Source organism: Arcobacter aquimarinus (genome assembly GCF_013177635.1).
Classification (GTDB): Bacteria; Campylobacterota; Campylobacteria; order Campylobacterales; family Arcobacteraceae; genus Aliarcobacter; species Aliarcobacter aquimarinus.
Genome location: NZ_CP030944.1, coordinates 352533 through 378207, shown reverse-complemented (window position 1 = coordinate 378207; position 25675 = coordinate 352533). Strand labels below are relative to the sequence as shown.

At 27.2% G+C, this 25675-nt stretch carries 23 protein-coding genes; 19 read left to right on the top strand and 4 right to left on the bottom strand.

Going from position 1 to position 25675, the window contains the following annotated elements; translation table 11 throughout:
- Position 1: 1 nt before the first annotated feature.
- The 16 genes from AAQM_RS01880 (at position 2) to AAQM_RS01805 (ending at position 18089) form a co-directional block, all read left to right on the top strand.
- On the top strand, positions 2-508 hold the full coding sequence (locus tag AAQM_RS01880) for a NuoI/complex I 23 kDa subunit family protein (protein ID WP_129094398.1): 507 nt from the start codon (positions 2-4) through the stop codon (positions 506-508).
- Entirely contained in the window at positions 498-1022 is a 525-nt protein-coding gene (locus AAQM_RS01875) for an NADH-quinone oxidoreductase subunit J family protein (protein ID WP_228722698.1), read from the top strand. The genes AAQM_RS01880 and AAQM_RS01875 overlap by 11 nt, the downstream gene beginning before the upstream one ends.
- 2 nt (positions 1023-1024) lie before the next feature.
- Positions 1025-1339 carry an NADH-quinone oxidoreductase subunit NuoK gene (nuoK, locus tag AAQM_RS01870; RefSeq protein ID WP_129094400.1) on the top strand — a complete coding sequence of 105 codons (315 nt, stop codon included), beginning with the start codon at positions 1025-1027 and terminating at the stop codon, positions 1337-1339.
- Entirely contained in the window at positions 1336-3222 is a 1887-nt protein-coding gene (nuoL, locus tag AAQM_RS01865; RefSeq protein ID WP_129094401.1) for an NADH-quinone oxidoreductase subunit L, read from the top strand. Before nuoK ends, nuoL begins: the two co-directional genes overlap by 4 nt.
- Before the next feature lies 1 nt (position 3223).
- Positions 3224-4711: a complex I subunit 4 family protein gene (locus AAQM_RS01860; protein ID WP_129094402.1), complete on the top strand. Its 1488-nt coding sequence runs from the start codon at positions 3224-3226 to the stop codon at positions 4709-4711.
- Positions 4708-6228 (top strand): NADH-quinone oxidoreductase subunit N, encoded by a 1521-nt coding sequence (locus tag AAQM_RS01855; protein ID WP_129094403.1) that lies wholly within the window; start codon positions 4708-4710, stop codon positions 6226-6228. Before AAQM_RS01860 ends, AAQM_RS01855 begins: the two co-directional genes overlap by 4 nt.
- Positions 6229-6439: 211 nt before the next feature.
- Positions 6440-7240: a fumarate reductase cytochrome b subunit gene (locus AAQM_RS01850; protein WP_128985251.1), complete on the top strand. Its 801-nt coding sequence runs from the start codon at positions 6440-6442 to the stop codon at positions 7238-7240.
- The gene (locus AAQM_RS01845; protein WP_129094404.1) at positions 7240-9225 is read left to right on the top strand and encodes a fumarate reductase flavoprotein subunit; all 1986 of its coding nucleotides are present in this window, start codon (positions 7240-7242) and stop codon (positions 9223-9225) included. Before AAQM_RS01850 ends, AAQM_RS01845 begins: the two co-directional genes overlap by 1 nt.
- Entirely contained in the window at positions 9225-9956 is a 732-nt protein-coding gene (locus AAQM_RS01840; RefSeq protein WP_129094405.1) for a fumarate reductase iron-sulfur subunit, read from the top strand. The genes AAQM_RS01845 and AAQM_RS01840 overlap by 1 nt, the downstream gene beginning before the upstream one ends.
- A gap of 97 nt (positions 9957-10053) precedes the next feature.
- Positions 10054-12405, top strand: coding sequence for a dynamin family protein (locus tag AAQM_RS01835; protein WP_129094406.1), 2352 nt, complete (start codon positions 10054-10056; stop codon positions 12403-12405).
- Positions 12405-14429, top strand: a complete 2025-nt coding sequence (locus tag AAQM_RS01830; RefSeq protein WP_129094407.1) for a dynamin family protein — start codon at positions 12405-12407, stop codon at positions 14427-14429. Before AAQM_RS01835 ends, AAQM_RS01830 begins: the two co-directional genes overlap by 1 nt.
- Before the next feature lie 52 nt (positions 14430-14481).
- Positions 14482-15051, top strand: a complete 570-nt coding sequence (locus AAQM_RS01825; protein WP_129094408.1) for a hypothetical protein — start codon at positions 14482-14484, stop codon at positions 15049-15051.
- A gap of 7 nt (positions 15052-15058) precedes the next feature.
- Positions 15059-15796 (top strand): hypothetical protein, encoded by a 738-nt coding sequence (locus tag AAQM_RS01820; RefSeq protein ID WP_129094409.1) that lies wholly within the window; start codon positions 15059-15061, stop codon positions 15794-15796.
- A 7-nt stretch (positions 15797-15803) separates the two neighbouring features.
- Entirely contained in the window at positions 15804-16295 is a 492-nt protein-coding gene (locus AAQM_RS01815; RefSeq protein ID WP_129094410.1) for a YgjP-like metallopeptidase domain-containing protein, read from the top strand.
- Positions 16296-16367: 72 nt separating this feature from the next.
- Positions 16368-17480 (top strand): glycosyltransferase, encoded by a 1113-nt coding sequence (locus AAQM_RS01810; RefSeq protein ID WP_129094411.1) that lies wholly within the window; start codon positions 16368-16370, stop codon positions 17478-17480.
- Between the two features lie 48 nt (positions 17481-17528).
- Entirely contained in the window at positions 17529-18089 is a 561-nt protein-coding gene (locus tag AAQM_RS01805; protein WP_129094412.1) for an HPP family protein, read from the top strand.
- Between the two features lie 2 nt (positions 18090-18091).
- Here AAQM_RS01805 and AAQM_RS01800 read toward each other — a convergent pair whose 3' ends face one another.
- From AAQM_RS01800 to AAQM_RS01790, 3 genes are read right to left on the bottom strand one after another with little or no spacing between them, the layout of a single operon-like run.
- On the bottom strand, positions 18092-18880 hold the full coding sequence (locus tag AAQM_RS01800; protein WP_129094413.1) for a class I SAM-dependent methyltransferase: 789 nt from the start codon (positions 18878-18880) through the stop codon (positions 18092-18094).
- Positions 18881-20986, bottom strand: a complete 2106-nt coding sequence (gene recQ, locus AAQM_RS01795) for a DNA helicase RecQ (RefSeq protein ID WP_129094414.1) — start codon at positions 20984-20986, stop codon at positions 18881-18883.
- On the bottom strand, positions 20987-22186 hold the full coding sequence (locus AAQM_RS01790) for a L,D-transpeptidase (protein WP_129094415.1): 1200 nt from the start codon (positions 22184-22186) through the stop codon (positions 20987-20989).
- Positions 22187-22345: 159 nt separating this feature from the next.
- Here AAQM_RS01790 and AAQM_RS01785 point away from each other — a divergent pair, with 159 nt between their 5' ends.
- Genes AAQM_RS01785 through AAQM_RS01775 form a run of 3 tightly spaced genes read left to right on the top strand, consistent with a single transcriptional unit; the run spans position 22346 to position 24750 of the window.
- Positions 22346-23566, top strand: coding sequence for a MotA/TolQ/ExbB proton channel family protein (locus tag AAQM_RS01785; protein WP_129094416.1), 1221 nt, complete (start codon positions 22346-22348; stop codon positions 23564-23566).
- A gap of 6 nt (positions 23567-23572) precedes the next feature.
- Positions 23573-24604, top strand: a complete 1032-nt coding sequence (locus tag AAQM_RS01780; RefSeq protein ID WP_129094417.1) for an OmpA family protein — start codon at positions 23573-23575, stop codon at positions 24602-24604.
- On the top strand, positions 24604-24750 hold the full coding sequence (locus tag AAQM_RS01775; RefSeq protein WP_164967021.1) for a hypothetical protein: 147 nt from the start codon (positions 24604-24606) through the stop codon (positions 24748-24750). Before AAQM_RS01780 ends, AAQM_RS01775 begins: the two co-directional genes overlap by 1 nt.
- Here the strand turns inward: AAQM_RS01775 and AAQM_RS01770 are convergent.
- Positions 24740-25666, bottom strand: coding sequence for a D-2-hydroxyacid dehydrogenase (locus tag AAQM_RS01770; protein ID WP_129094418.1), 927 nt, complete (start codon positions 25664-25666; stop codon positions 24740-24742). The genes AAQM_RS01775 and AAQM_RS01770 overlap by 11 nt on opposite strands.
- Positions 25667-25675: the final 9 nt, after the last annotated feature.

Below are 25675 nucleotides of genomic sequence, written 5' to 3'. Positions count from 1 at the left end.
AATGGGAATAAAAGTAGTACCAAGATACGGAAAATCGTTTAAAGATAAATTATATCTTCCAGCTATCGCAGGTGGTATGAAAACAACACTTAAACATTTTATGAAAAATTTAAGTAATGTTAATAACCTAAAAACTATGCAATATCCAGAAGTTCAACCAACTGACTTAAATGAAAGATACAGAGGTGTTCACAGACTGACAAAACATGATGATGGAACAGAAAAATGTGTTGCTTGTTTTATGTGTGCAACTGCATGTCCAGCTGAATGTATCTTTATTGAAGCAGAAGAACGATTTGATGAACATGACGAAAAAAGACCAAAAGAGTTTAAAATAGATTTGCTAGAGTGTGTATTTTGTGGATATTGCGTAGAAGCTTGTCCTTGTGATGCCATTAGAATGGATACAGGAATCTTCTCCTTTACAGCTTCAAAAAGAGAAGATTTTGTTTTGAATAAAAAAGCTTTAATGGCAAATGAAAGATCAAAGGATTTAAATGATGGCTGATTTAATTTTTATTGCTTTGGCAATTTTTGCAATTGGTGGAGCTATTACAATGGTAATATCTTCAAATCCAATGCATAGTGCATTGGGTATCTTAATTACTATGTTAAGTGTTGCTGGAATGTTCGCACTTTTAAATGCAATATTTTTATTCCTTGTTCAAATAATTGTTTATGCAGGTGCAATAATGACACTTATTCTTTTTATTTTAATGTTCTTAAATATAAAAGAAGAAGATTTACCAAAAGAACCTAATAAATATAAACTTATAGCTATTACAGCAGTAATAATGATTCCTTTAAATGTTTTAGTTTTGAAAGCTGTATCAAATCTTCCACATAAAGATTTATCAATCGTTGATACTGGTTTTGGTGATATAAAACCTGTTGGTTTAGAACTTTATAATAATTGGATTATATCTTTTGAATTAATCTCTATTTTATTATTAATAGCACTTATAGGCTCAGTAGTTCTTGCTAAAAAAAGAAAATCTAAACTAAATAGCAAGGAGAACTAAAAATGTTAACTCTTACTTCTTATGCTTTTGTATCAATGATACTTTTTTCAATTGGTGTAGTAGGTGTGATTGCAAGAAAAAATATCTTTGTAATCTATATGTCAATTGAGCTTATGTTAAATGGAGTAAATCTATTTTTAGTTACATTTGCAAGATATCATTTTAATCTTGACCCCCAAATTATAACTATTATGGTTATATCAATTGCTGCTGCTGAAGCTGCTATATTTTTATCCGTAATAATTTTATTATATAGATCTAAAAAATCATTAAATACTGATATTTTCACAACTCTTACACAAGGGGAAAAATCATGAATAGTTCACTATTAATTTGGATAATTTTAGCTCCTTTATTAGGTGCTATTTTTAATGGATTATTATATTTTTATCATATAAAAAAACATAAAGTTGATGATATATATTTTGCATTAATAGGAACAATTACTCCTTTTATCTCTTTTTTAATCACTTTTTCTTTATTTTTAAGAATGAATGAAGAGAATATCATATTCAAACAACATCTTTTTACATGGTTAAATGTTGATAAATTAAATATTGAAATGAGTCTTTTAGGAGATAATCTTTCAATTTTTATGTCAATGTTCGTAACTTTTGTTGGATGGTTAATTCATATTTATGCAATTGGTTATATGAAAGGAGATAATGGATTTGGTAAATTCTTTGCCTATTTTAACCTATTCTTAGCTTCAATGCTTATTCTGGTACTTGCTGATAATCCAATAATCTTATTTATTGGTTGGGAAGGGGTTGGAGTTTGTTCATATTTATTAATCAAATTTCATTATGGAAATGCCCAAAATGTACTTGCCGCAAATAAGGCATTTATAGTAAATAGAGTTGGTGATTTTGGTTTTTTACTTGGAGTTGTAACACTATTTTTTGCATTAGCTCAAGTTGATTTATCTTTTGGAACAATTGAAGCAAATATAGGGAATGTTTCAAATGAATTACTTATTGTTTCGGGATTTTTATTATTCGTAGGAGCAATGGGAAAATCAGCACAGATTCCTCTTTATGTTTGGCTTCCTGATGCAATGGCAGGACCTACTCCAATTTCAGCTTTAATTCACGCAGCTACAATGGTAACCGCTGGGGTTTATATGGTTGCAAGATTTCACTTTTTATATAGTGAAATTGAAGAAATTGGATTATTTATAGCTTATATCGGGGCATTTTCTGCTTTACTTGCGGCAATCATTGCAACACGTCAAACTGATATTAAAAAAATTCTTGCTTACTCAACTATGAGTCAATTAGGTTATATGTTTATAGCTGTTGGTCTTGGATTTTATTCAACTGGTTTATTTCATGTTTTCACACATGCATTCTTTAAGGCAATGTTATTTATGGGAGCTGGAGGAATAATAATTGCCCTGCACCATGAACAAAATATCTTTAAAATTGCTCAACATCGTGCAAGTTTACCAATTATTGGAACAACTTTTTTAATTGGAGTTATTGCAATTTCAGGAATTCCTCCTTTTTCTGGATTCTTCTCTAAAGATGCTATTTTAGCAGCTGCTTTTCAAGAGAAGCAATATTTAATTTGGGCAATTGCTATGTTTACAGCATTTTTAACAGCTTATTATATGTTTAGAATGTATTTTATTGTTTTTGTTGCACCAAATCATCATAATGAAGAGTATGTATATACATCAAAAACTATTACTATTCCGTTATTGATTTTAGCAGTTGGTGCTATTGGAGCTGGATTTCTAAATCTTCCTGCAATTTTTGGAGGAAGTCATTTTGTTGATACTTGGCTTTCTCAATTAAACTCAAAACAAATTCATATGGACCATACAACAGAGTATGTTTTAATGGCTTTATCAATAATAGTTGCAGCAACTGGAATTATGGCAGCTTATTCAAAATATGCAAATTTTGATTTATCAAAACCAGAAAATGAAACTGGATTTATAGGTAATAAATTTTATATTGATGAAATTTATGATTCAATATTTGTTCAACCAACAAAAGCACTATCTGTATTTATAGATAGAATTCTTGATAATAAAATAATTGATGCCTTGATTATGAATTCATCAAATGCTTTTGTAAATATAGGTAAAAAAGTTGCAATGATACAAAATGCAAATGTTAGATTTTATGCTGCATTTATGCTAGTTGGAATGACTTGTATTTTTGTATATTTATATATCAAATTAGGATTGTAGTATGAGCTCAGATATACTTTCATTTATAATATTTTTACCTGCTGTTGTTGCTTTTGGATTAATGCTTACAACAAGAGATATAAATACAATTAGAAATATTGCTTTTTTAACTACAACTGTTATTCTTGCTTTAGTACTAAAAATATATATTGAATTTGAACCAAGTTCTGGAATGCAATTTGTTACAAATATTCCATGGATTGAAACTTATGGAATTAATTATTATATTGGGCTAGATGGTTTTTCACTAACAATTTTAATGATGATTGCAATACTTATTCCAAGTTCTTATTTATTATTATGGGAAGGTAAAACTAAAGGTTATTGGATAAATATGCTATTAGTTCAAACAGGAGTAACGGGAACTTTATTATCTTTAGATGTAGTTTTATTTTACTTCTTTTGGGAAGTTATGCTTTTACCTGTATTTTTACTAATTGGTCTTTATGGATTTGGAAATAAAGTATTTACAACAATTAAAGTAACTGTTTATACAATGGCTGGTTCACTTCTTATGTTTATAGCTATTTTATATTTAGGGGTTTCATACAATAATGAATTTGGTCATTGGTCATTTGCTTATGATAAATTAATGACTATATCAACTCTTGACCATAATGCAAAAATTTGGTTATTTTTAGCCTTTCTTGCAGCATTTGCTATAAAAATTCCTATTTTTCCTCTTCATACTTGGATTATGGAAACATATAAAAATGCTCCAACTGGTGCAGTATTTTTATTATCTTCAATTATGGCAAAATTAGGAGTTTATGCAATTGTTAGATTTATGATTCCTATTTTTCCAGATATTTATATTGAATTTTCAACTTGGTTTGTAGCAGTTGGTTTATTTGGATTAATCTATTTTGGAATTGCTGCTCTTATGCAAGATGATATAAAAAGAATGTTTGCATATTCATCAGCTTCTCATCTAAGTTTCATAGCTGCTGGAATTTTTTCATTAAATTCTTATGGAATAAATGGTGCTTTATACCTAATAATTGCTCATGCAATTGCAACAGGAGCACTATTTTTACTTGTAGGTTTAATGCAAGAACAAACTGGATTTAAAACAATAAAAGACTTAGGTGGTATTGCTAAAAAAGCACCTATTTTTACATTTATTTTCGCAATTATGTTATTTGCAAATGTTGGACTTCCTGGAACAAATGGATTTGTATCGGAACTTTTAATAATTTTTGGAATCTATGAATTTAATAAAGGTTTAGGATATGTTGCTGCATTAACAGTTATCATTGGAGCTACTTATATGTTATGGATGTTCCAAAGAGCCATTTTACAAGATAGACCTGAAGGTTCAAATGAACTTGTAATGAGAGACTTAAAAATAAAAGAGATAATTGGTCTTATTCCTTGGGTAATCTTGGTATTTTTGATGGGATTTTATCCAGAAGTTTTTATAAATAAATTTGAACCAACAGTTACTCATTATTTAAATGATATTTTACAAATCGGAGCAACAAAATGAGTCAATTTTTTTACTTAATACCTGCCCTATCAATTTTAATTGGAGCACTTGTACTTATGTTTATGAGTATGTATGAAAGATTTAATGTAAAAAACTTTATTGTTGTTTCTTCAATTTTTCTTATTATTGCATTAGTATTTTCATTAATTAGCATAAACAGTTTATATTCTATTCAACCTTTTCCTCATTTTTTAAATAATGTATTAACTTTTGATACATATTCAAACTTTTTTAATATTTTATTAATTGCTGGAACGTTATTAACTTTACTAATTGGTGAGCATTACTTCCAACATAGAGAGTATTTTAAAGGTGAATTTTTTAGTATTTTATTATTTGCTTTATTTGGAATGATGATTTTAGCTCATTCAAATGAGTTAGTAACTGCTTATATTGCTTTAGAAATAGCATCTTTTTCTGTGTATATTATGGTTGGATACAATACAGAAGATTCAAAAAGAGTTGAAGCAATTTTTAAATATTTAGTTTTAGGTTCATTTATTGGTGCATTTTATCTTCTAGGAGTTGTTTTAGTTTATGGAGCAACAGGAAGTACAAATTTAGCAGCTATTTCATCTTTTATAATTAATGCAAATGAAGAAAATATGGCTTTAGTATATATTGGATTAACTCTAATTTTATTTACATTCTTATTTAAAATTGCAGCTTTCCCTTTCCAATCTTGGGTACTTGATATTTATAGAGGTTCCCCTATGATTATCACAGCTTATATGGCTTCAACATTTAAAATTGCTATTTTCTCATTTTTCTTAAGAGCAATTTTAGATTATATCTATCCTATAATTGATTTTTGGGATGAAATTATCTCTATAATTATAATCTTTACTCTAATCTTTGGAACATGGCTAGCAATTACTCAACAAATTGTAAAAAGAATGTTAGCTGCTTCATCAATAGTTCACACAGGTTACTTACTATTAGCTTTTATTGCTTTAAGTTATAAAGATGGTGAACTGTTAAATATTGATTCAGCTTACGCAATAATGTTTTATTTAATAGCTTATTTATTATCAGCTTTAGGAGCATTTGGATTAGCTTCACATATTATTTCTGATACAAATATAAAAATTACATATGATGATTTTAAAGGTTTAGCAAAAGAGAGACCTTTTTTAGCAGCTATGATGACGATATTTTTATTCTCACTTGCTGGGATTCCATCAACGATAGGATTTATAGGTAAATTTTATGTATTCACAGAAGCTATAAATGCTGGATATACAGCTCTTACAATAGTTGCTATTGTAGCTACTATAATTTCTGTATATTATTATTTTAAATTGATTGCTGTTATGTATTTTTATTCGGCAAAAGAGGAAGCTATTTCTATAGAATTTAATGATAGAAGAGTTTCAACTTATGCTATTGCATTTGTTGCAATTTTAACAGTTTTAGGTGGTATTGGTTCAGCTATTGTATTTTTTATTCCTGTTATGAACATAGATACAATAATCAATTTAACACAAATGGCCGTTCAATCTTTGTTTATAAAATAAGACTGTGTTATTAAGTAACATGGTTACTTATAATAAATATAACTTTTAAATCTCCACTTCATAGAAGAAAGTACCATTTATTAGGCTTTCTTCTACTTATTTACATTCTCTTTTGTTAAAAAATTTCTCAAATTATAAACATCGTTGAAGCAGATTTAAGCTATTATTTTGCTATTATTCAAAAAAATCTAAATCGCAGAAAGGATAGCAAATGAGTGACCTAATAGAAGGTTATTTGGGGAAAACAGTTGAAGGAAAGAAAAGTAGATTACCTGCAAAACTTGACTATATGCAAAGTTTTACTGGTGGTTTCTTAGCTTTATTTATGTGGGCACATATGTTGTTGGTAGCATCAATATTAGTATCTAAAGATTTTATGTACACTGTAACAAAACTTTTAGAAGGAAGTTTTATTTTTGAAGGTGGAAATCCTATCTTAGTTACAATTGCTGCTGCTGTAATTTTCGTAGTTTTTATAGTTCATGCTGCACTTGGTATGAGAAAATTACCTGGTAATTTTAAACAATATCAAGTAATGAAAGCTCATGCAAAAAGTATGAATCATGATGATACAAAACTTTGGTTTATCCAAGCATTTACAGGTTTTGCTATGTTCTTCTTGGGTTCTGTTCACTTATATATTATTATGACTAATTCAGCTGATATTGGTCCTTATGAAAGTGCTGATAGAATTTGGTCTGAGTGGATGTGGCCTTTATATATTCTTTTATTATTAGCAGTTGAATTCCATGGAACAATTGGTTTATATAGATTATGTGTAAAATGGGGATGGTTTGATGGTGAAAATCCTAAAGCAACAAGAATTGCACTTAAAAAAGTTAAATGGGCTTTAACAGTATTTTTCTTAGTATTAGGTTTTGCTTCATTAGCAGCTTACATGAAAATCGGTATGGAAAATGCTAAAAATGGAACGGTTGGTCAAAAATATACTCCAACTGCAAAAGTAATGGAATTTAATATTACAAATAAAAGTGTTGGAGGAATTGCATAATGAAAATTAATTACTGTGATGCATTAGTTATTGGTGGAGGATTAGCAGGTTTAAGAGCTGCTGTTGCTGCACAAAAGAAAGGTTTAAGTACAACTGTTTTATCTTTAGTTCCAGTTAAAAGATCTCACTCTGCTGCGGCTCAAGGTGGTATGCAAGCATCTTTAGGTAACTCTAAAATGTCTGATGGTGATAATGAAGATTTACACTTTGCTGATACTGTAAAAGGTTCAGACTGGGGATGTGATCAAGTTGTTGCAAGAATGTTCGTACACACTGCTCCAAAAGCCATTAGAGAATTAGCATCTTGGGGGGTTCCTTGGTCTAGAGTTAAAGCTGGAACAAGAGAAGCTGTTATTAATGCTAAAAAAACAACTATTACAGAAGAACAAGATAGACATGGATTAATCACATCAAGAGATTTTGGTGGAACTAAAAAATGGAGAACTTGTTATACAGCTGATGCAACAGGACATACTATGTTATTTGGTGTTGCTAATGAAGCTTTAAAACATAATGTTGATATTAGAGATAGAAAAGAAGCATTATCTTTAATTCATGAAAATGGAAGATGTTATGGAGCAGTTGTAAGAGATTTAATTACAGGTGAATTAGAAGCTTATGTTGCAAAAGGTACATGTATTGCAACTGGTGGATATGGAAGAGTATTTAAACAAACTACAAATGCTGTAATTTGTGAAGGTACAGGTGCTGCTATTGCACTTGAGACTGGAATTGCAACTTTAGGAAATATGGAAGCTGTTCAATTTCACCCAACACCAATCGTACCATCAGGTATTTTATTAACTGAAGGTTGTAGAGGAGATGGAGGAATCTTAAGAGACGTTGATGGTCACAGATTTATGCCAGATTATGAGCCAGAGAAAAAAGAACTTGCTTCAAGAGACGTTGTTTCAAGAAGAATGATTGAACATATTAGAAATGGTAAAGGTGTTCCTTCTCCTTATGGATACCACGTATGGTTAGATATTTCTATTTTAGGTAGAGAGCATATTGAAAGAAACTTAAGAGACGTTCAAGAAATTTGTATGATTTTCAACGGTATCGATCCAGCTGATGAAGGTAAAAAAGGATGGGCACCAGTTCTTCCAATGCAACACTATTCTATGGGTGGAATTAGAACTAAACCAACTGGTGAATCACAAAATTTAAATGGTTTATTTGCTTGTGGTGAAGCTGCTTGTTGGGATATGCATGGATTTAATAGACTTGGAGGGAACTCTGTTTCTGAAACTGTTGTTGCAGGTATGATTATTGGTAACTATTTTGCTGATTATTGTTTAGCAAATGACGTAACTATTCCAACTTCAACAGTTCAAAAATTCCTAGATAAACAAGATGCTTATTTAAATGAGATCTTAGCTTATAATGGAAATGAAGATATCTTCAAAATTAAAAATAGAATGCAAAACTTAATGGATGAAAAAGTAGGTATCTTTAGAGACGGTGTAAATTTAAAAGCAGCTGTTGATGAATTAGAAGATTTATTGAAAAAAACAAAACAAATCACAGTTAAATCTAAAGAGAGAGCTGGAAATCCAGAACTTGAAGAAGCATATAGAGTTCCAAAAATGTTAAAAATTGCTCTTTGTGTTGCTAAAGGTGCATTAGAAAGAACAGAATCTAGAGGTGCTCACTATAGAGAAGACTTCTTAAAAAGAGATGATGCAAACTGGTTAAATAGAACATTAACTTCATGGCCAGATGAAAACCAAACTATTCCAACAATAACTTATGAGCCATTAGATATTATGACTATGGAATTACCTCCTGCATTTAGAGGATATGGAGCAAAAGGTATGATTATCGAGCATCCAGATTCAGAAAAAAGACAAGCTGTTGTTGATGAAGTGACAGAAAAAATGCAAGCAGAAGGTAAAGATAGACATGAAATTCAACATGCCTTAATGCCATTTGATTTACCAATGAACTATAGAGAGAAAAACGAAAGAGCAGGAGATTTATAATGAGTACTCAAAAAGGTAGAGAAATAACTATATCAGTTCTTAAATTCAATCCAAGAAGTAAGGTTTCAAAACCTCACTTTGTTGAATATAAATTAGAAGAGACTCCAGGAATGACTCTTTTCATTGCTTTAATGAAAATTAGAGAAACTATGGATGCGGATTTATCTTTTGACTTTGTTTGTAGAGCTGGAATTTGTGGTTCTTGTGGTATGGTTGTAAATGGTAAACCAACTCTTGCTTGTAGAACATTAATTGCAAATTACCCAACAGGTAAATTACAATTAATGCCTATGCCTGCATTTGAATTAATCAAAGATTTATCAGTTAATACTGGTAAATGGATGGATGCAATGTCTAAAAGAGTTGAATCTTGGATTCATACAAATGAAGAAATTGATATTACAAAAATGGAAGAAAGAGTTGATCCAGATGTAGCTGATCAAACTTTTGAATTAGATAGATGTATTGAGTGTGGTATTTGTGTTGCTTCTTGTGGAACAGCACTTATGAGACCAAACTTTGTTGGTCCTGTTGGATTAAATAGAGTTGCAAGATTTGAAGTTGATCCACATGATAAAAGAACTGCGGAAGATTTCTATGAATTGATTGGTGATGATGATGGAATTTTTGGTTGTATGTCTTTAATGGCGTGTGAAGACCATTGTCCAAAACATTTACCATTACAAAACAAAATTGCTTACTTAAGAAGAAAATTAGTAGCACTTAGATAAAAATTACGAAGGAAAATCTCCTTCGTAACTAAGAAAATATAAAAAGTTAAATATCATTAGTGATATTTAACTTTTTATATTTTTGGGGGTTTTAAAAATGAGTTTAGCAAATGACTATTTCTTACTGTATCATGGTATAACTTTTGAACAAAATTTGGATGTAGAACCAATCGATGCTATTATTAATGATGAAACTTTTACTATTTTTGCTTTGATTATAAGTGCTACAAGAAAAAATTTTGATAAATATTTACCACTTACCTCTTTTAAAACTTTATGCCAACAATTAAAAGTGAAAAGTCCTTCTAATTTAAATGAATTAAATCATTTACAACATAATATTATAGAAACTATTTTACAAAATAAAACAAAACAAAATATATCTATTATTCATTCATCTTTTGAATATTTAAAAACTGAAAACATAATAAATAATGAGAATTTCAATAAACTTATATCTTTATTTGATTATAAAGAACTTGATATCATTGAAGAAAATACGATAACTTTACATGAAGAAATTGATGAAGAAAACAAATCTTCATTTAAAGATTTAAAAGCTACTCTTGAAGATATAATTGAGGATTTAAAAGCTGATATTTCTAATCAAGAAATTTTAAATGAGATTGAATCTTGTAAAAATTACTTAAATAACCAAAAATTCTCAATAGGAATTACAGGTGTTATGAACGCAGGTAAATCTACAATGCTAAATGCACTTATGGGAAAAGAAATTCTTGGAAGTGCCGTAGTTCCTGAAACTGCAAACCTAACAATAGTAAAACACAATACTACAGATACAGCAAAAGTATATTATTGGAATACTCAAGAGTGGGATAGAATAAAAAAATCAGCTGAACAACTTGAATCTATGAAAGAGTTCGTAAATGAAACAAATAAAATATTTGGAGAGAATCTAAAAAATTATATAAGACCTACTTCTAGATTTGATGAAATTGATATAAAAGATTTATCTTCATATACCTCAGCAGAAGCAAGTGGTAAAAAATGTAACTTAGTGAAATATGTAGAATTAGGTTCTAAACTTGATTTTTTAAGTGATGGAATTGAAATAGTTGATACTCCAGGACTTGATGACCCTGTTATTCAAAGAGAAGAGATTACAAAAGAGTACATATCTGCTTGTGATATGATGTTACATCTGATGAATGTATCTCAAAGTGCTACCCTAAAAGATGTTGAATTTATTATAGATGCTGTTTTATATCAAAATATATCAAAACTTTTGATAGTAATTACACGTGCTGATACAGTTACAAAAGAGCAACTTGATGAAGTTATAAAATATACAAAAAACTCAATTGAAAAACAGTTACGTGCTCAAAATAAAGATTCTCAACTTGATTATATTTTAAAAACTATCAAGTTCATTCCTATTTCTGGAAGAATGGCACTGTTACATAGAACAGGAAGAGCAAAAGAGGCATTAGATGCTGGATTTACACTTGAAGATACAGGTATTTTAGAGATTGAAAAATATCTTACGGAGACTCTATTTGGCTCAAACTCACAAAAAGGTGAACTAGTAATTCAATCTTCTAAAACTCAACTTCAAAGAATTATTGAAAAACAAAACTCTTTTTACAATTATGAATTAAAACTTTTATCAAAATCAAAAGATGAATTAGAAAAAGAGCTTGAAGAATTTAATAAGAAAAAAGCTGTAAATACTAGAATTTTCCAAGCTATGAGTGAAGATATAACTTATTATAAAAATGATGCAAAATCTTATATAGATTCACTTGAAACTTTCTTACAAAGTGAATTGATTGACTTACAAACAGTTATAAAACAAAGAGTTGTAAGTGATGTTAGATACTCTTTTGAAAAAACTAAAAAAAGACCTGAAAATAGCAGGATTAAAGTTATTGTTGAAACAGCGATAAAAGATGGGATTATTGATGTTATTAGAGATTATAGATATAAATTTATCAAAAAATCTCAAACTATTGGTGAACAATGTGAACAAAAATATCATGATATGGGATTTACAATTGGACATAAAAATGAGAATTTTGATGCAAGAGGATTTTTCCAAGATGATTTTAAATCAGGATTTTTAACTTCAAATAATGAAGTTTTAGTCTCTTTAATAACTGAAGCCGTTTCAAAATCAAAAGAGTCAAAAATAAATGAACTAGATAGAGAAATAGAAGAAGCAATTAAAAATCAATTCACTTCTATTGAAGAAGATATTAAAACAAAAGCAAAAAAAGTAAGTACTTTATTGATTGAATCATTCTTTACTACTTTAAATGCTCCTTTAAAAACCTTTGAGCAAAAACTTAAAAGCGATGAAGAAACTTTACAAAATCAAATCAATTCATTTGAAGAAACAGATAAAAATAGAGCTCAAATATCTATTGATATTCATAAAAATATTAAAAAACTTGAAAATATTACAACAAATATAAAAGGATTATACTAATGAGTGCAAATTTAAATATCCTAAAAAGTTTTGTAAACGAATATAAAGATACTTATACTATACAAGAAGTTATTTATGAGGAAGGATTAGTTGGTGATATAAAAAAGGTTCAAGTAAAATTACTTGATGAAAAATTTTTACCGTCAAATCAACTTATTAGTATTTTAAACAAACAAATTAGACGTGCTAGATATCCAATGGAAGTTGCTATTACTGGACAATTTTCTGCTGGTAAATCAACATTTTTAAATGCCCTTCTTTCAAGAAATATTTTACCAACTGGAATTACACCAGTTACTTCAAAAGTAAATTTCATAAACTATGGTGAAGAATATAAACTAAAAATCACTTACTATTCAGGTGCTCAAGAATTCGCTCCTATTGAATCAATTGCTGATTTTACAGACCAAAGACAACATGAAATGAAAGATATAAAATATCTTACACTTTATGCTCCTATGGATATTTTAAAAGATATCTCTTTTGTTGATACACCAGGTCTTAACTCTCAATCTCAAAGTGATACGGATACTACAAAAAAAGTATTAAGAGATGTTGGAGGTATTATCTGGCTTACACTTATTGATAATGCAGGAAAACTATCTGAAGCTGAAGTTTTAGAAGAGTATATGCAACACTTTAAAAATAAATCTTTATGTGTATTAAATCAAAAAGATAAATTAACTGATGAACAAGTATCAACCACAACAAAATATGTAAGTGAAAAATTCTCAAAATTCTTTGCTAAAGTTGTTCCAATCTCTGCAAGAATGGCACTTGAATCAAGAGCTTTACAAAAAGATGTATTAATCCAAGATGAGTATACAAAAATCGTAACTCAATTCAAAAAAGATTTACTTGAAAAAAATGTTGATGATTTGGATTTTTTTGAAAATAGTTTCAAAGAGTATAAAAATAAAATTCACTCTATTCAAGATGCTGATGCAACTACAAATACAAAACTTTTAGAAGAATCAAATATTCAAGAAGTTCTTGATTTCATTCAAAATACAATAAGACCACAAGCAGCAGAGGCAAAAGAGTTTGCAATTAAAAAAGATTTAAGAGGTATTTGTGATATTTTAATCAAAGAGTACGAAACTATTACAAAAATTTATGACGCACTTATTGAAGTATTAAGAGGTTGTGAAAATTCTGTTTTAGAACATTTTGAAAATATTCATAAAAAATACTCAAAAGAATTATTTAATATCTACAATTCTTTAGAGTCTATTATGGAAAAAATAGCTCATGAAACATATAAAAATATCAAAAAGAAAAAAGCTTTTAGATTTGAGGAATCAAAAGGTTTTTTAGGTGAAAAAATCGAAAAATTCCAATATGAAACTTTCTGGATTGATTCAGATGCAGTTTATAAATCTCTATTTTATGATGACCAAACTATAGATAAAATGTTTAAAAGATCTATAAAACTTCTAAAAAATGTTGAACTAAACTCTGATGAAGCTTTTAGAGATGCATATAACATCATAAAAAATGAAGTTGCTAAATGGCAAGAGCCTTATGAACTTATAAGAAAACACAGAGAAATTGCTTCAGATTTAGAGTTTTCAAATACGAGACACTTTGCTGCAAAAGTTTATGAAAATGTATTAAAAACATATCATACGGCAATTTTAGAAAACATTTCTGCTTTAAGAAAAAAATTTGCTTATTTTAATGGTGCATTATCTTACTCTTATATTCAAACAACACAAGCTACTATTGCTCATTTTGAGCAACAAATATTTGAATCAGAAGAGTTATATAAAAAAGAGCCTTCAAGATTCTCTGTTTCTCATCCAAGAGAAGATGAAATTGTTGCAAAACTAAAAGCAAATTTTGGATTTGAAAAAATTGAAGATTTCTTAATGTCTAAAAGAAACTATTTATTTAAAATTGTAAAATATTCAAAAGAACAATATTTAGAAATAAATGAAGATAGAATAAATTTTGTAACTTCAAGAAAAGAACAATATTTAGAAAAAATAAAAGATTTAGAGAAAATAAAAGAGGAGATTTAATCCTCTTTTTTTCTTAAAATTTTTTATATTAAAATAAATGAAAGAAACCAAAATGCAAATAACATCTTTTACAAATAATAATTACAATACTTCTAATAAAACATCGAATCTAGAAAAAACAAAAAATAATGATTTCGAAAGTTTAATTTCATCTACAAAATCGACAAATGAAACTACAACACAAAAAACAGAAGAAAAAGATATAATCGTAGATAAAAGTTCAACGCAAAGTCTTTATGAAGATATTATTTCGCTTCTTAGAACAGGTTTTACCGTTGGTGAATTAAAAGCATTTGAAGAAAGATTAAAACAGATTCTAAAAATGAAAGAAGATAAAGATTCAGGTAAAGAGATAAGTATAAAAGATATTGAAGCTGCTCTTAAACAATTAGAGATGGAGATATTAGAAGCTAAAAAAAATAGAATTGGAGAAGTGATAAAAAAAGCATCTGACGATACAGCATCTCCATCAAATTCAAATTTAAATTCAAATTTTGATACTACACTTAGCAATATCACAAATATGCTTCAAGAAATAAAAACTAGTTCTAAAAATACAAAACAAGATTTTGATAATAATAAAGAATACGATAGATTAAGATTATTATTAAAAATGAGCTAAAAAAGTCATGGATAAAAATAATATTTTAATATCAGCTTTGAATATTGAAAATATAAGTCAAAAAGAGTTATCAGATAAATCAAGTGTTGATTTAATAAAAAGAGATGATTTTGATAAGCTTATATCTAAACTAGAAGTTTCTTTCAATGAAAAAGAAATAAATAAAATCTTTTCTATTGTTGAAGATAGATATATTTCAGAAAAAGAGATTCTATCTCTTTCTTACGAAGAAGTAAAAAAACTCAAAGAACTTATAATGGAAGAGGATGAAAATGGCAATGTTTATGATGCATCATTAATTCGTTCTAGCTACAAAGTAAGTAGTTTTATGGCAACTTCTTTAATAAGTGATAATGAAGATTTTAATAAAGCTATTTTTGAAAAATTAAAAACCTTAAAAGATGAAAAAGAGACTGTACTTTTTATGGCTGCAATAACTGGTTCCTTTGCTATTCAATCAGTTGTTGCATGGGATGAAAAGATTGATGATGAAGGAAAATCTTTTGGTTTTAAAAAAATCAAAGAAAATAATATAGAAGAATATCTAAAAGATAAGATAAAATATTTTAAAGATATTTTAGATGATGGTGTTTCTACATTAGCAAGTAAAACCTATGAAAAAGTATTATCTTGGTATGAAGATATTTTGGAAAATTACAGCTCTATAAAAAAAGAAAGAGAATATAAAATTGCACAAATAATACGAAATAATAAACCAAATCCATTAGAAATATTAAGCTTATAATTTATCTATGAAATATTTAAACCACTATCCAAAAGATTTACAAGATAAAATCAAAGTTTTAATAGAAAAAGAAAAATTATCTTCATATATAAAAACTAAATATCCAATTGCACATAATTATACAAATGACAAAACTTTATACTCTTATGTGATGGATTTTAAAAACGAATACTTTAAAAAATATCAAGTTTCAAAAGTAATGTACGATGGAAAAATAAATGTAATTAATAATGCTTTAGGAATGCACTCAATAGTTTCAAGAGTTCAAGGAGGAAAACTTAAATCAAAAAATGAAATCAGAGTTGCAACCATATTTAAAAATATGCCCGAAGAGTTTTTACAAATGATTGTAGTTCATGAACTTGCTCACTTTAAAGAAAGAGAACATGATAAAGCTTTTTATAATCTTTGCACTTTTATGATGCCTTCTTATCACCAAGTTGAATTTGATTTAAGAGTCTATTTAACACATATTGACTTATATGGAAAACTCTATTAATTATTTAAAATAAATGCTTCTTTATTGCAACATTTTGCAGTTAAAATTTTCTTTTATAATAAGGAGCAAAAAATGAATAAATTTTTATATGTAACTGATCAAAATGAACATACAGACCATAGTTTTATAGGACCTTTATTTCAAAAATATTTAAATAAACATTTTGATATAAATACAATATTTTTTTCAAAATCAAAAACAGTAATAGAAAAAAAAGACAATGGTACTATTATTGTTCCTGAAAATTTATCAATAAATCTTCTTGATGAACTTGCTATTAATGGCATAAATATAAGTGAATACTCTTTTGTGGTTGTTAGAAATAATATTAATTTACTAAAAGAGGTTTTAAAAAGAAAAGATAAATATAACTACAAAGTAGGATTTAGACTCTCTTTTCCAAAAAGAATTGCAAAACTTCAAACAGATGAAGCAAATAATAAAAAAACCCTTTTTGATATTATTTCAAATAAAATTCAAACTTATACAGAAATAAATCTGATAAATGAATGTGACATTTTTTTACCTACATCATTTCAAATGAAAAATGACTATTTTAAAGATGTAAAAACAAGAACATTTGTAATTCCATCTGCAATTGACCCTGATAATTTACATGAAAATATTCAACATGAAAAAGATGAAAAAAGATTTTTTTATGCAGGAACTTTAGATAAATTAAGAGAATTTGAAACGGTTTTAAAAGCATTTAGTAATATCAAAAGTACAAACTATAAACTTATGATTTCTACAAAAGACCCTGAATATTTAGAGACTATTTTAGATGATTTTCCAAAATTAAAAGATAATATTGAAGTTTATGACGCAAAAACAAGACAGGAATTACTAAATTTAATAGCTATTTCAGATATAGGTTTAGCTGTACTTCCAAATATCGCTTTATTTAATAGTTCAACTCCTATGAAAGTTTTGGATTATTATTCAAGTGCAGTTCCTTGTATTATGAGTGATAATGAAAATAATAGTTCAATTTTTGAAGATAATATTAGTGCATGGTTTTGTGATTTCAATGAAAATTCAATAAAAGAAAAGTTAGAATATATCATAAATCTATCAAAAGATGAAGTTGCACAAGTGGGAATAAATGGACAAAAAAGACTTTTAGCTGTTAGAAATTATGAAAGAATAGCAGCTGATTTAGCTCACCAATTAAATATCTTATAATTTGATTTAGGTCATTTATCAAAAAAATATTTTTTGATAATATGCCCTATGCAAAAGTTTTTTAAACAATTCAAAAAAATAAATTCTGAACCACTAGAAAAATCAAATCTCATTTGGTCGTGGATTGGTTCATTTTTAGGGATTTTAGCAATCTCATATTTTCATAGTGATATTTTAAATGATAAAGACCTAACTTTGCTTGTAGGTTCATTTGGAGCGAGTGCTGTTTTAGTTTATGGAGCAGTAAACTCACCTCTATCTCAACCAAGAAATTTAATAGGTGGACACTTAATTTCTGCAATAATAGGTGTAATTTGTTTTAAACTTTTTTCTTTTAATTTACTTTTTGCTTCAGCAGTTGCAGTTTCTACTTCAATTTTAATGATGCAATTAACACTAACATTACATCCTCCAGGGGGAGCTACAGCATTGATTGCTGTTATTGGAAGTGAACAGATTCATGATTTAGGTTTTTTATATATTTTATTTCCTGTAACAACAGGAGCTTTTATTTTATTAATTATTGCACTAATTATAAATAATATTCCAAAACATAGATATTATCCCGAATCTTTAAAAGATTTTAACAAAAAGTGGTTTGAGAAATAAAGCTATTTATCCCAAGAGATAATAGCCCAAGAAACAAAGTCCTCTTTAAATTTTTTATTTTCATCCAAATTATCATAATAATCTTCAAGTTTTTTAATCTCATCAGATCTTAAACTTCCTATACTCCAAGAGACTGATTCGATAAATTTCTCTTTTGAAGTATAAATTGTTCCTCTTCCTTCACTTTGAACAAAATTTAAACTTGCATTTATTCCCATATTATAAAGAATATTTAAAACATATATATAATCAGGTTTTTTTATAATATCTTTTTGTAAAACATCTAATATCTCATCACTTACAAACGACCCACCAACTTTATATGAAATCACAACTTTTTTATTTGCTTTATTATTTAATTTTTCCAAAGCTTCTTTCATATTCTTTACTTCCATAGAACGTGAAGCTATAACTAAATCAGCATTAGAAATATCATCCCATGAATCATACCAAGATTTATTTATTGTTGTAATATTATTGATGTTTTGTTTTTTTGCATTTTCATTTAATAATTCCAACATTTTAGTTGAATAATCTAAACAATATACTTTTGAAAGTTTTGGTGCAAGTTTTAAAGATATGTTTCCAACTCCACAGCCAATATCAAGTAAAGTATCTATTTTCTCAAGATTTAGAAGCTTTAAAAACTGTTCATTATAAATTGATTTGTGAACTCTTTTATTCATAGAATCAGCTTTTATATCCCAAGCTTCTTTACTTTTTTGTTTAAAAGTTGAAGCCTCTTTCTGTTCTATATAAAGTTTATTAAAATCTATATCTTCAAATCTCATTTACAACTCCTTTGATAAATATTCATATAAATAAAGTTTTTGTCTTAACTCTTTTAGTGTATCTAATTTTAATCCCTCTTCTATCCAGTTTCTAATCTCTTTAGAAATTTCAAGAGGTTTTAATAACTCTTCCTTTTTCTCTTTTGAGATTTTTTCATGCTCAAATAAAACTGAAATATGCCCCAGAATTGAAGTTAAGCCCAAATCTCTAATTTGTGCAATTTCCTCTACACTTTTTCCTTCATTTAAAAGTTCAAAAGTTTCAAGATATGTTTTTGTGAGTTTTTTTAATGGCTCTTTTTGTTCAAGTTTTTCTTTGAATTCTTCTTTTATCTCTTTAGATAAATTCAAAAAATCTTCTCCATATTTTTCATATTTTACAAGACCAACACCATTTATATTTAACATTTCATCTTTTGTTATTGGAAGTTTTAAAGCAAACTCTTTTAAAGTCTTATCACCAAATATAACATAAGCTGGAATTTCACTTTGTAAAGCTATCTCTTTTCGTAAAGTTCTAAATCTTTCATAAATCAACTCATCAAAAGTAAGCTCAGTCTCTTCTTCTTGGATTTTTGAAGCAATTCCTAGTTTATCACTATCAATAAAAAGTTTCTCTTTACCTTTTAGAATTTCTAAACCTAAAGAACTTATTTTCAAAGCTCTAAACTCTCCTAAACTTAGAGCTTCTATATCTATTAGTTTATCTGCGATTGCAATCCATTCATTTTTACTCTTTTCAACACCTAGATTATAAACATTTAGTTTTTCATGTCCAAACTCTAAAATCTTTTGATTTTTTGAACCTCTTAAAATATCAATAATATGATTTAATCCAAATCTTTGTTCAGTTCGATAAATGGCACTTAAAAGTTTTTGAGCATCAACACTTACATCTATAAGTTCAACTTCACCTTTTGTACAGTTATCACATAGAGTTTTACAAGCTTCTATCTCATCTTCAAAATAACCTGCTATCATCTTATGACGACAATTATTACTAACACAATATCTATACATAAACTCCAATTTATCTAAAGCTGTTTGTTTATAAGAGTTGTCTATGGCTTCTTCTATTTGTAGTTTTCTTTTTACTTCATCAGATTTTGAATAAAGCATATAAACATAAGACATCTCACCATCTCGTCCTGCTCGACCTATCTCTTGATAGTAGTTTTCTAAAGTTTTAGGTAAACTTGTATGTATTACAAACCTTATATTTGATTTATCAATTCCCATACCAAAAGCGATGGTTGCTACTACAATATCTATTTTTTCATAGACAAAATCATTAAAAACTTCATCTTTTTTATCACTACTAAGTCCCGCATGATAAGCTTTTGCACTATATCCATTTTCACTCAAAAACTCTGCTGTTGATTCTGCTTCTTTTCTTGTAAAAGTGTAGATAATTCCACATAAACCTTTGTGAGTTTTTAAGAAGTTTAATATTTGTGTTTTCCCATTTGCGATTCGTGGCTCAACTTTTATATCAAGATTATTTCTTATGGTTTTTGCTCTAAAGTGTCTAGGATTTTGCAAATTCAAAGAAGAAGCAATATCAGCTTCAACTTTTTTTGTAGCAGTTGCAGTAAATGCGCAAATTGCAGTATTTGGAAAAAATCTTTTTAATCTATCAAGATTTCTATACTCAGCTCTAAACTCATGTCCCCAAGCCGAAACACAGTGGGCTTCATCTATTACAAAATAGTTTATATTTATTCGCTGTAATACTGATACAAACTCATTTGAAGTGAACCTTTCAGGTGCAACATAAATAAATTTTAATTCGCCATTTAAAAGCTTTTGAAGAGTGAAACTATTTTCATCATTTGAAGTTGCTGAACTTATCATATCTGCACTAATATTCAAATCATTTAGTGCTTTTATCTGGTCTTGCATAAGTGCAATTAATGGAGAGATTACAACAGTAGTTCCAGACATAAGAAGAGTTGGCAGTTGATAACAAAGTGATTTTCCACCACCTGTTGGCAAAATTGTCAAAATATCTTGTTTGTTAAGAATGCAATCAACAACTTCTTCTTGAAAACTTCTAAATTTATCGTGTCCGAAAATATCTTTTAGTATTTGGTATTTTGTATTCATCTATTTCAAAACAACTTTAACATCACTCAAACTTCTCATACTTGAAAATTGATTTATTAAATTTGCTAATTCTACAACTTCACTATTTTTCATTCTAATACATCCTGCTGATTCATTTGTTCCAATTGTTTTTTCATTTAAAGTTCCATGGATTCTATATGTACTTTTCCCATCAACAATATGAGTAAGATTTATTTTAGCTGCACCCATATAGTTATATTTATGTCCCGGAGGAACAACTGAAGGAAGGTTTATTCCTCTTTTTTTGAAAGTTTTTTTAGTTTCTTGCGTTGGATACCAAACAGGATTTAAAGAAATTTGAGATACTTTTCCTACACCAAAAGGTTTTTTTACACTATCTTTTCCAGTAGAAACTCTATAATTTTTGATTTTTTCTAATTTATCATCAACTTTTGCTTTTATAGTCATATAGTTTGTGCTTGAATCAACTTCAATAATCAACTGCTCATAATCTGAAACATCATATTTTTTAGATTCTAAATTATTTTGAATATTTTGAGAAACTGTTATTTTTGGCTTTTTTTCTTCTTTAGGTTTAATTATTTGTTTTTGTTTTTCATTCTCTTTATCAAATTCATCCATACTAATTTGTCTTAATTCTTCCACATATTGAATCTCTTCTTTTGAAACTATTAAATCTTTTGGCTCTTCCATCTGCTCTATTTTTACGCTATCTTCTATTTGTTCTTTTATATTTTCTTGAGTATTTTCTTCCTCAAATCTATAAGAACTAACTAATTTCAAATCTTCAAGCAAAGGAAGAGAAGAAGCCAAAGGAATTATCTCTTTTGGTTTTATCTTTTCTTCTTTAACTTCAGCTATGCTCTCTTCTTTCACCATTACTGTTTCAATAACTTTTTCTTTAAGTTCTTCTTTTTCTTCATAATCTATTTGTTTTATATATGCTTTTTGTTTTTTTACATAAGAAGAGAGATTTTTCATCTCATTTTTAGCCTCTTGATAACTATCATATAGATTTAAATAAGTAAAATATCTATTATAATTTTGTTTTACAATAAAAACTTCACCACTCATACTTTTAAGCACTCTTTTTTTACAAGTTAAGGCATTTTGCATATTGGAAGTTGTACAAACACTAATTGTATATTTTTTTGTAGAAGCAAATACAAAAGAAACATTACATAAAATAAACAACAGAATTAAAAAGTTTTTAAACATAATAATTTTTTACTCTTTTTTTAATTTTATCTTTATTTTACCCTTTAATTCTTGTAAATATATTTATATTCTAAGATGAGCGTATTAAAATTTATCTTTTAAGATAATAATATGATAAACTTCCATTTTTAAACTATTGACAACAAAAAGGAATATTTTATGTTCACAGATGACGATTTTATTGAACTAAATTCAAAATTCTACACAACTTGTAAACCTCTTTCGAGAATTTTCATTTTACTTACAGTTCCAGCAGCACTTTTTGGAATTATTTTATTATGTTATTTAAGTGTTTTACCTTTAAAAGTAGAAATGCATAGTGTTATATTAATTGGTTTTATATTTTTTATTTATCTATTTTTTGTAAAACACAATGCCTATTTTGTATCTTGTAAATTTAAAACTCAATATTATGAATTAGCTTATGATTTAAAAGAGTATATAAATAAAAATTTATTAACTATTGGTGGTACAACTAAAGCAAATGGAAGTGTTGATGACTTTTTACAAGATTATACAAGTAATTTAAGAAATACAAATTTCTCTTCTATTGCATCAGGAATTTTTCCAACTCTTGGTATTTTAGGAACTTTTATATCTATAGCTTTTAGTATGCCTGATTTTAACTCTGGAAACTCAGCTGATTTAGAAAAAGAGATTTCTACACTTTTAGGAGGAGTAGGAACTGCCTTTTATGTTTCTATTTATGGTATTTTTTTATCAATCTGGTGGACATTTTTTGAAAAAATAGGAATGAGTAGATTTGAACATGATTCATTTATTATAAAAGAGGGAACTAAACATTTCTTTTGGACAAAAGTTGATATTGAATCAATTCATATTAAAAGTAATTTAGATAACTTTACAAAAATGAGCGAAGTATTTAATCAATTAACTTCAAGTAATATCTTAGATAATATCAACTCATCAATTGAACAAAGATTTGATGTATTAGAAGAGATACTAAAAAAAGAGTTTATTTTATCTTCTAAAATTAGTGAAAATATAGACAATAATGAAAAATTATCACTTATGCTAAAAGACATGACTTTAAATATGCATACAACTATAAAAAGTTTTGAAAAACAAAAAGATTTATATGCTTTAAATGCTGAACTTTTAAATAACAATATTGAGAAATTAAATTCACATATGCATAATCTAAGTTCTGATAACTTAAAAGCAATATACTCAAATATTGTAAAAAGTATTGAAACTATGAAAAGTGATATGGAAAAACTGGAGTGGAAGTTTAAAAAAGGTATTGAAGAATATGATGAGAATATTACAAATAAACTAAAAACTTCACTTGAAATGATTGATGAAGAAACTACTAAAATCTTAGAAGATTTTAAAGAATTTAAAGAAATATCAAAGTAGTAAAAAATGTACAATAAAGAACAAAAAAATGATGAAAACTTTTGGATATCTTATGCTGATTTAATGGCAGGATTACTATTTGTTTTTATTTTGGTTATTGGTGCTATTGTAATAAAATATATTTACACTCAAAATACACTAGAAAAAGAAAAAGCAGCTTTAAATTCAAGTGAAGAGGCTAAATCAAAACTTTTTTATGAACTTGCAAAAGCAAAAAATTTATATGAAACAACAAAAAATGAATTAGATAAAACTTCAAAAGATTTAAAAGAAAAAGAGGAAAAACTCTCTTTAAATCTTACAGAGATAGAGAAATTAAAATCACTTCTTTTAGAGTATGAATTAAATATAAAAGATGAAAAAGATAAAAATGAAAAACTCTCAACTGAACTTTTAGATAAAACAAATATGATAAGTTTAAAAGATGAAGAGTTAACATTACTTGCTGATAAATTACTTGTTCAAACTCAAATTCATCAAAAAATGGTTGAAGAATTTGATGTTGCAAAACTAAAAATCAAAAACTTAACAGGAATTAAATTAAATGTTATTGCAAAATTAAGAGAAAAACTTGGTAAATCCATAAACGTAGATGAAAAAAGTGGAGCTATAAAATTCTCTTCAAATATTTTATTTGACCAAAATGAGTATAAATTAAAAGAAGAGTCTAAAAAAGAGTTAAGTAATACTTTGAAAAAATATTTAACTACTCTTCTTGGAGATAAAGATATAAAAAAATATATTGAAAGCATAACTATTGAAGGACATACAAATAGTGACGGAACATATCTTTCAAATCTTGCTTTATCACAACAAAGAGCTCATGCTGTTATGCAGTTTTTATATGAATCAAATATTATTGATAGAAAACTTTTAAGCACTTATGTAAATTCAAGTGGAAGGTCATCTTCTGATTTAATATTAGATAAAAATGGAGTTGAAGATAAAGATGCTTCACGAAGAATAGAGATTAAATTTACAATCAAAAATGAAGAAGCCATGAAAGAACTTCAAAATTTTTTAGGTGAGAAAAAATAGTGGAAATTTTAGAAGAAACACTTTATAGACCAAAAAATTTGGAAAATTTATCAAAAGAGGTAAAAGAAAAAATTGAAAAAAAGAGATTATCTTTTTTTCAAAAAATATTTAGATTTTTCTTTGGTAAAAAAGAGACTAAAAAGTAGTCTCTTCAATATTTCTAGCAACCATTTTTACGAGTCTATTTCTAGCTTCAACACTTGCCCAACCAATATGTGGAGTTAATAAAAGTCTGTTTTTATTTGAAACTTTTAAAAGTGGATTTTCTTCTAAAATTGGCTCAACCGAAACAACATCAATTCCGCAATAAATCTCTTTTTCATCTATGATTTTTGCTAAATCAGATTCATTTATAATTCCACCTCGACCAAGATTTAGTAAAATTGCACCCTCTTTTATATTTTTCATATTTTCATAATTTAATAAATTTTTAGTATTTTCATTTAAAGGTGCATGAATAGAAATAATATCACTTGTTTTCAATAACTCATCTAAACTCACTTGCTTATAGTTACTATTAGAATTTTTCCCACTTGTTGAATAATAAATAACTTCGCAATTAAAAGCAGATGCTTTTTTTGCAAAATCTCTACCAATTTCTCCTAAACCAATAATTCCAACTCTTTTATTATCTAGTTCATAAAATGGTTCATCTATATGAGTAAAAATATTTGATTTCTGCCAACTTCCTTCGTCCACATAACTTTTGTAATAATTTAGTTTTGTTACTATTTGAAAAATCATAGAAAAAGCAACTTGAACTACACTAGAAGTTGAATATCCTGCTACATTTTTAACCTGAATATTTTTTTGCTTTGCATATTCTAAATCAACATTATTCATACCCGTTGCAGTTATACAGATAAGTTTTACTTTTGAATTATCCATTTCATCTTTACCAATAACGACTTTATTAGTAAGAACTATATCTGCATCTTTTATTCTTTGTTTTGTTTCATCATTTTTTGTCATATCATAAGATACAAGTTTTCCGAATTTTGAAAAAATATCAATATTTATATCAAATCCCAAAGTTGCCCTATCTAAAATAACTATTTTCATATCTATTCC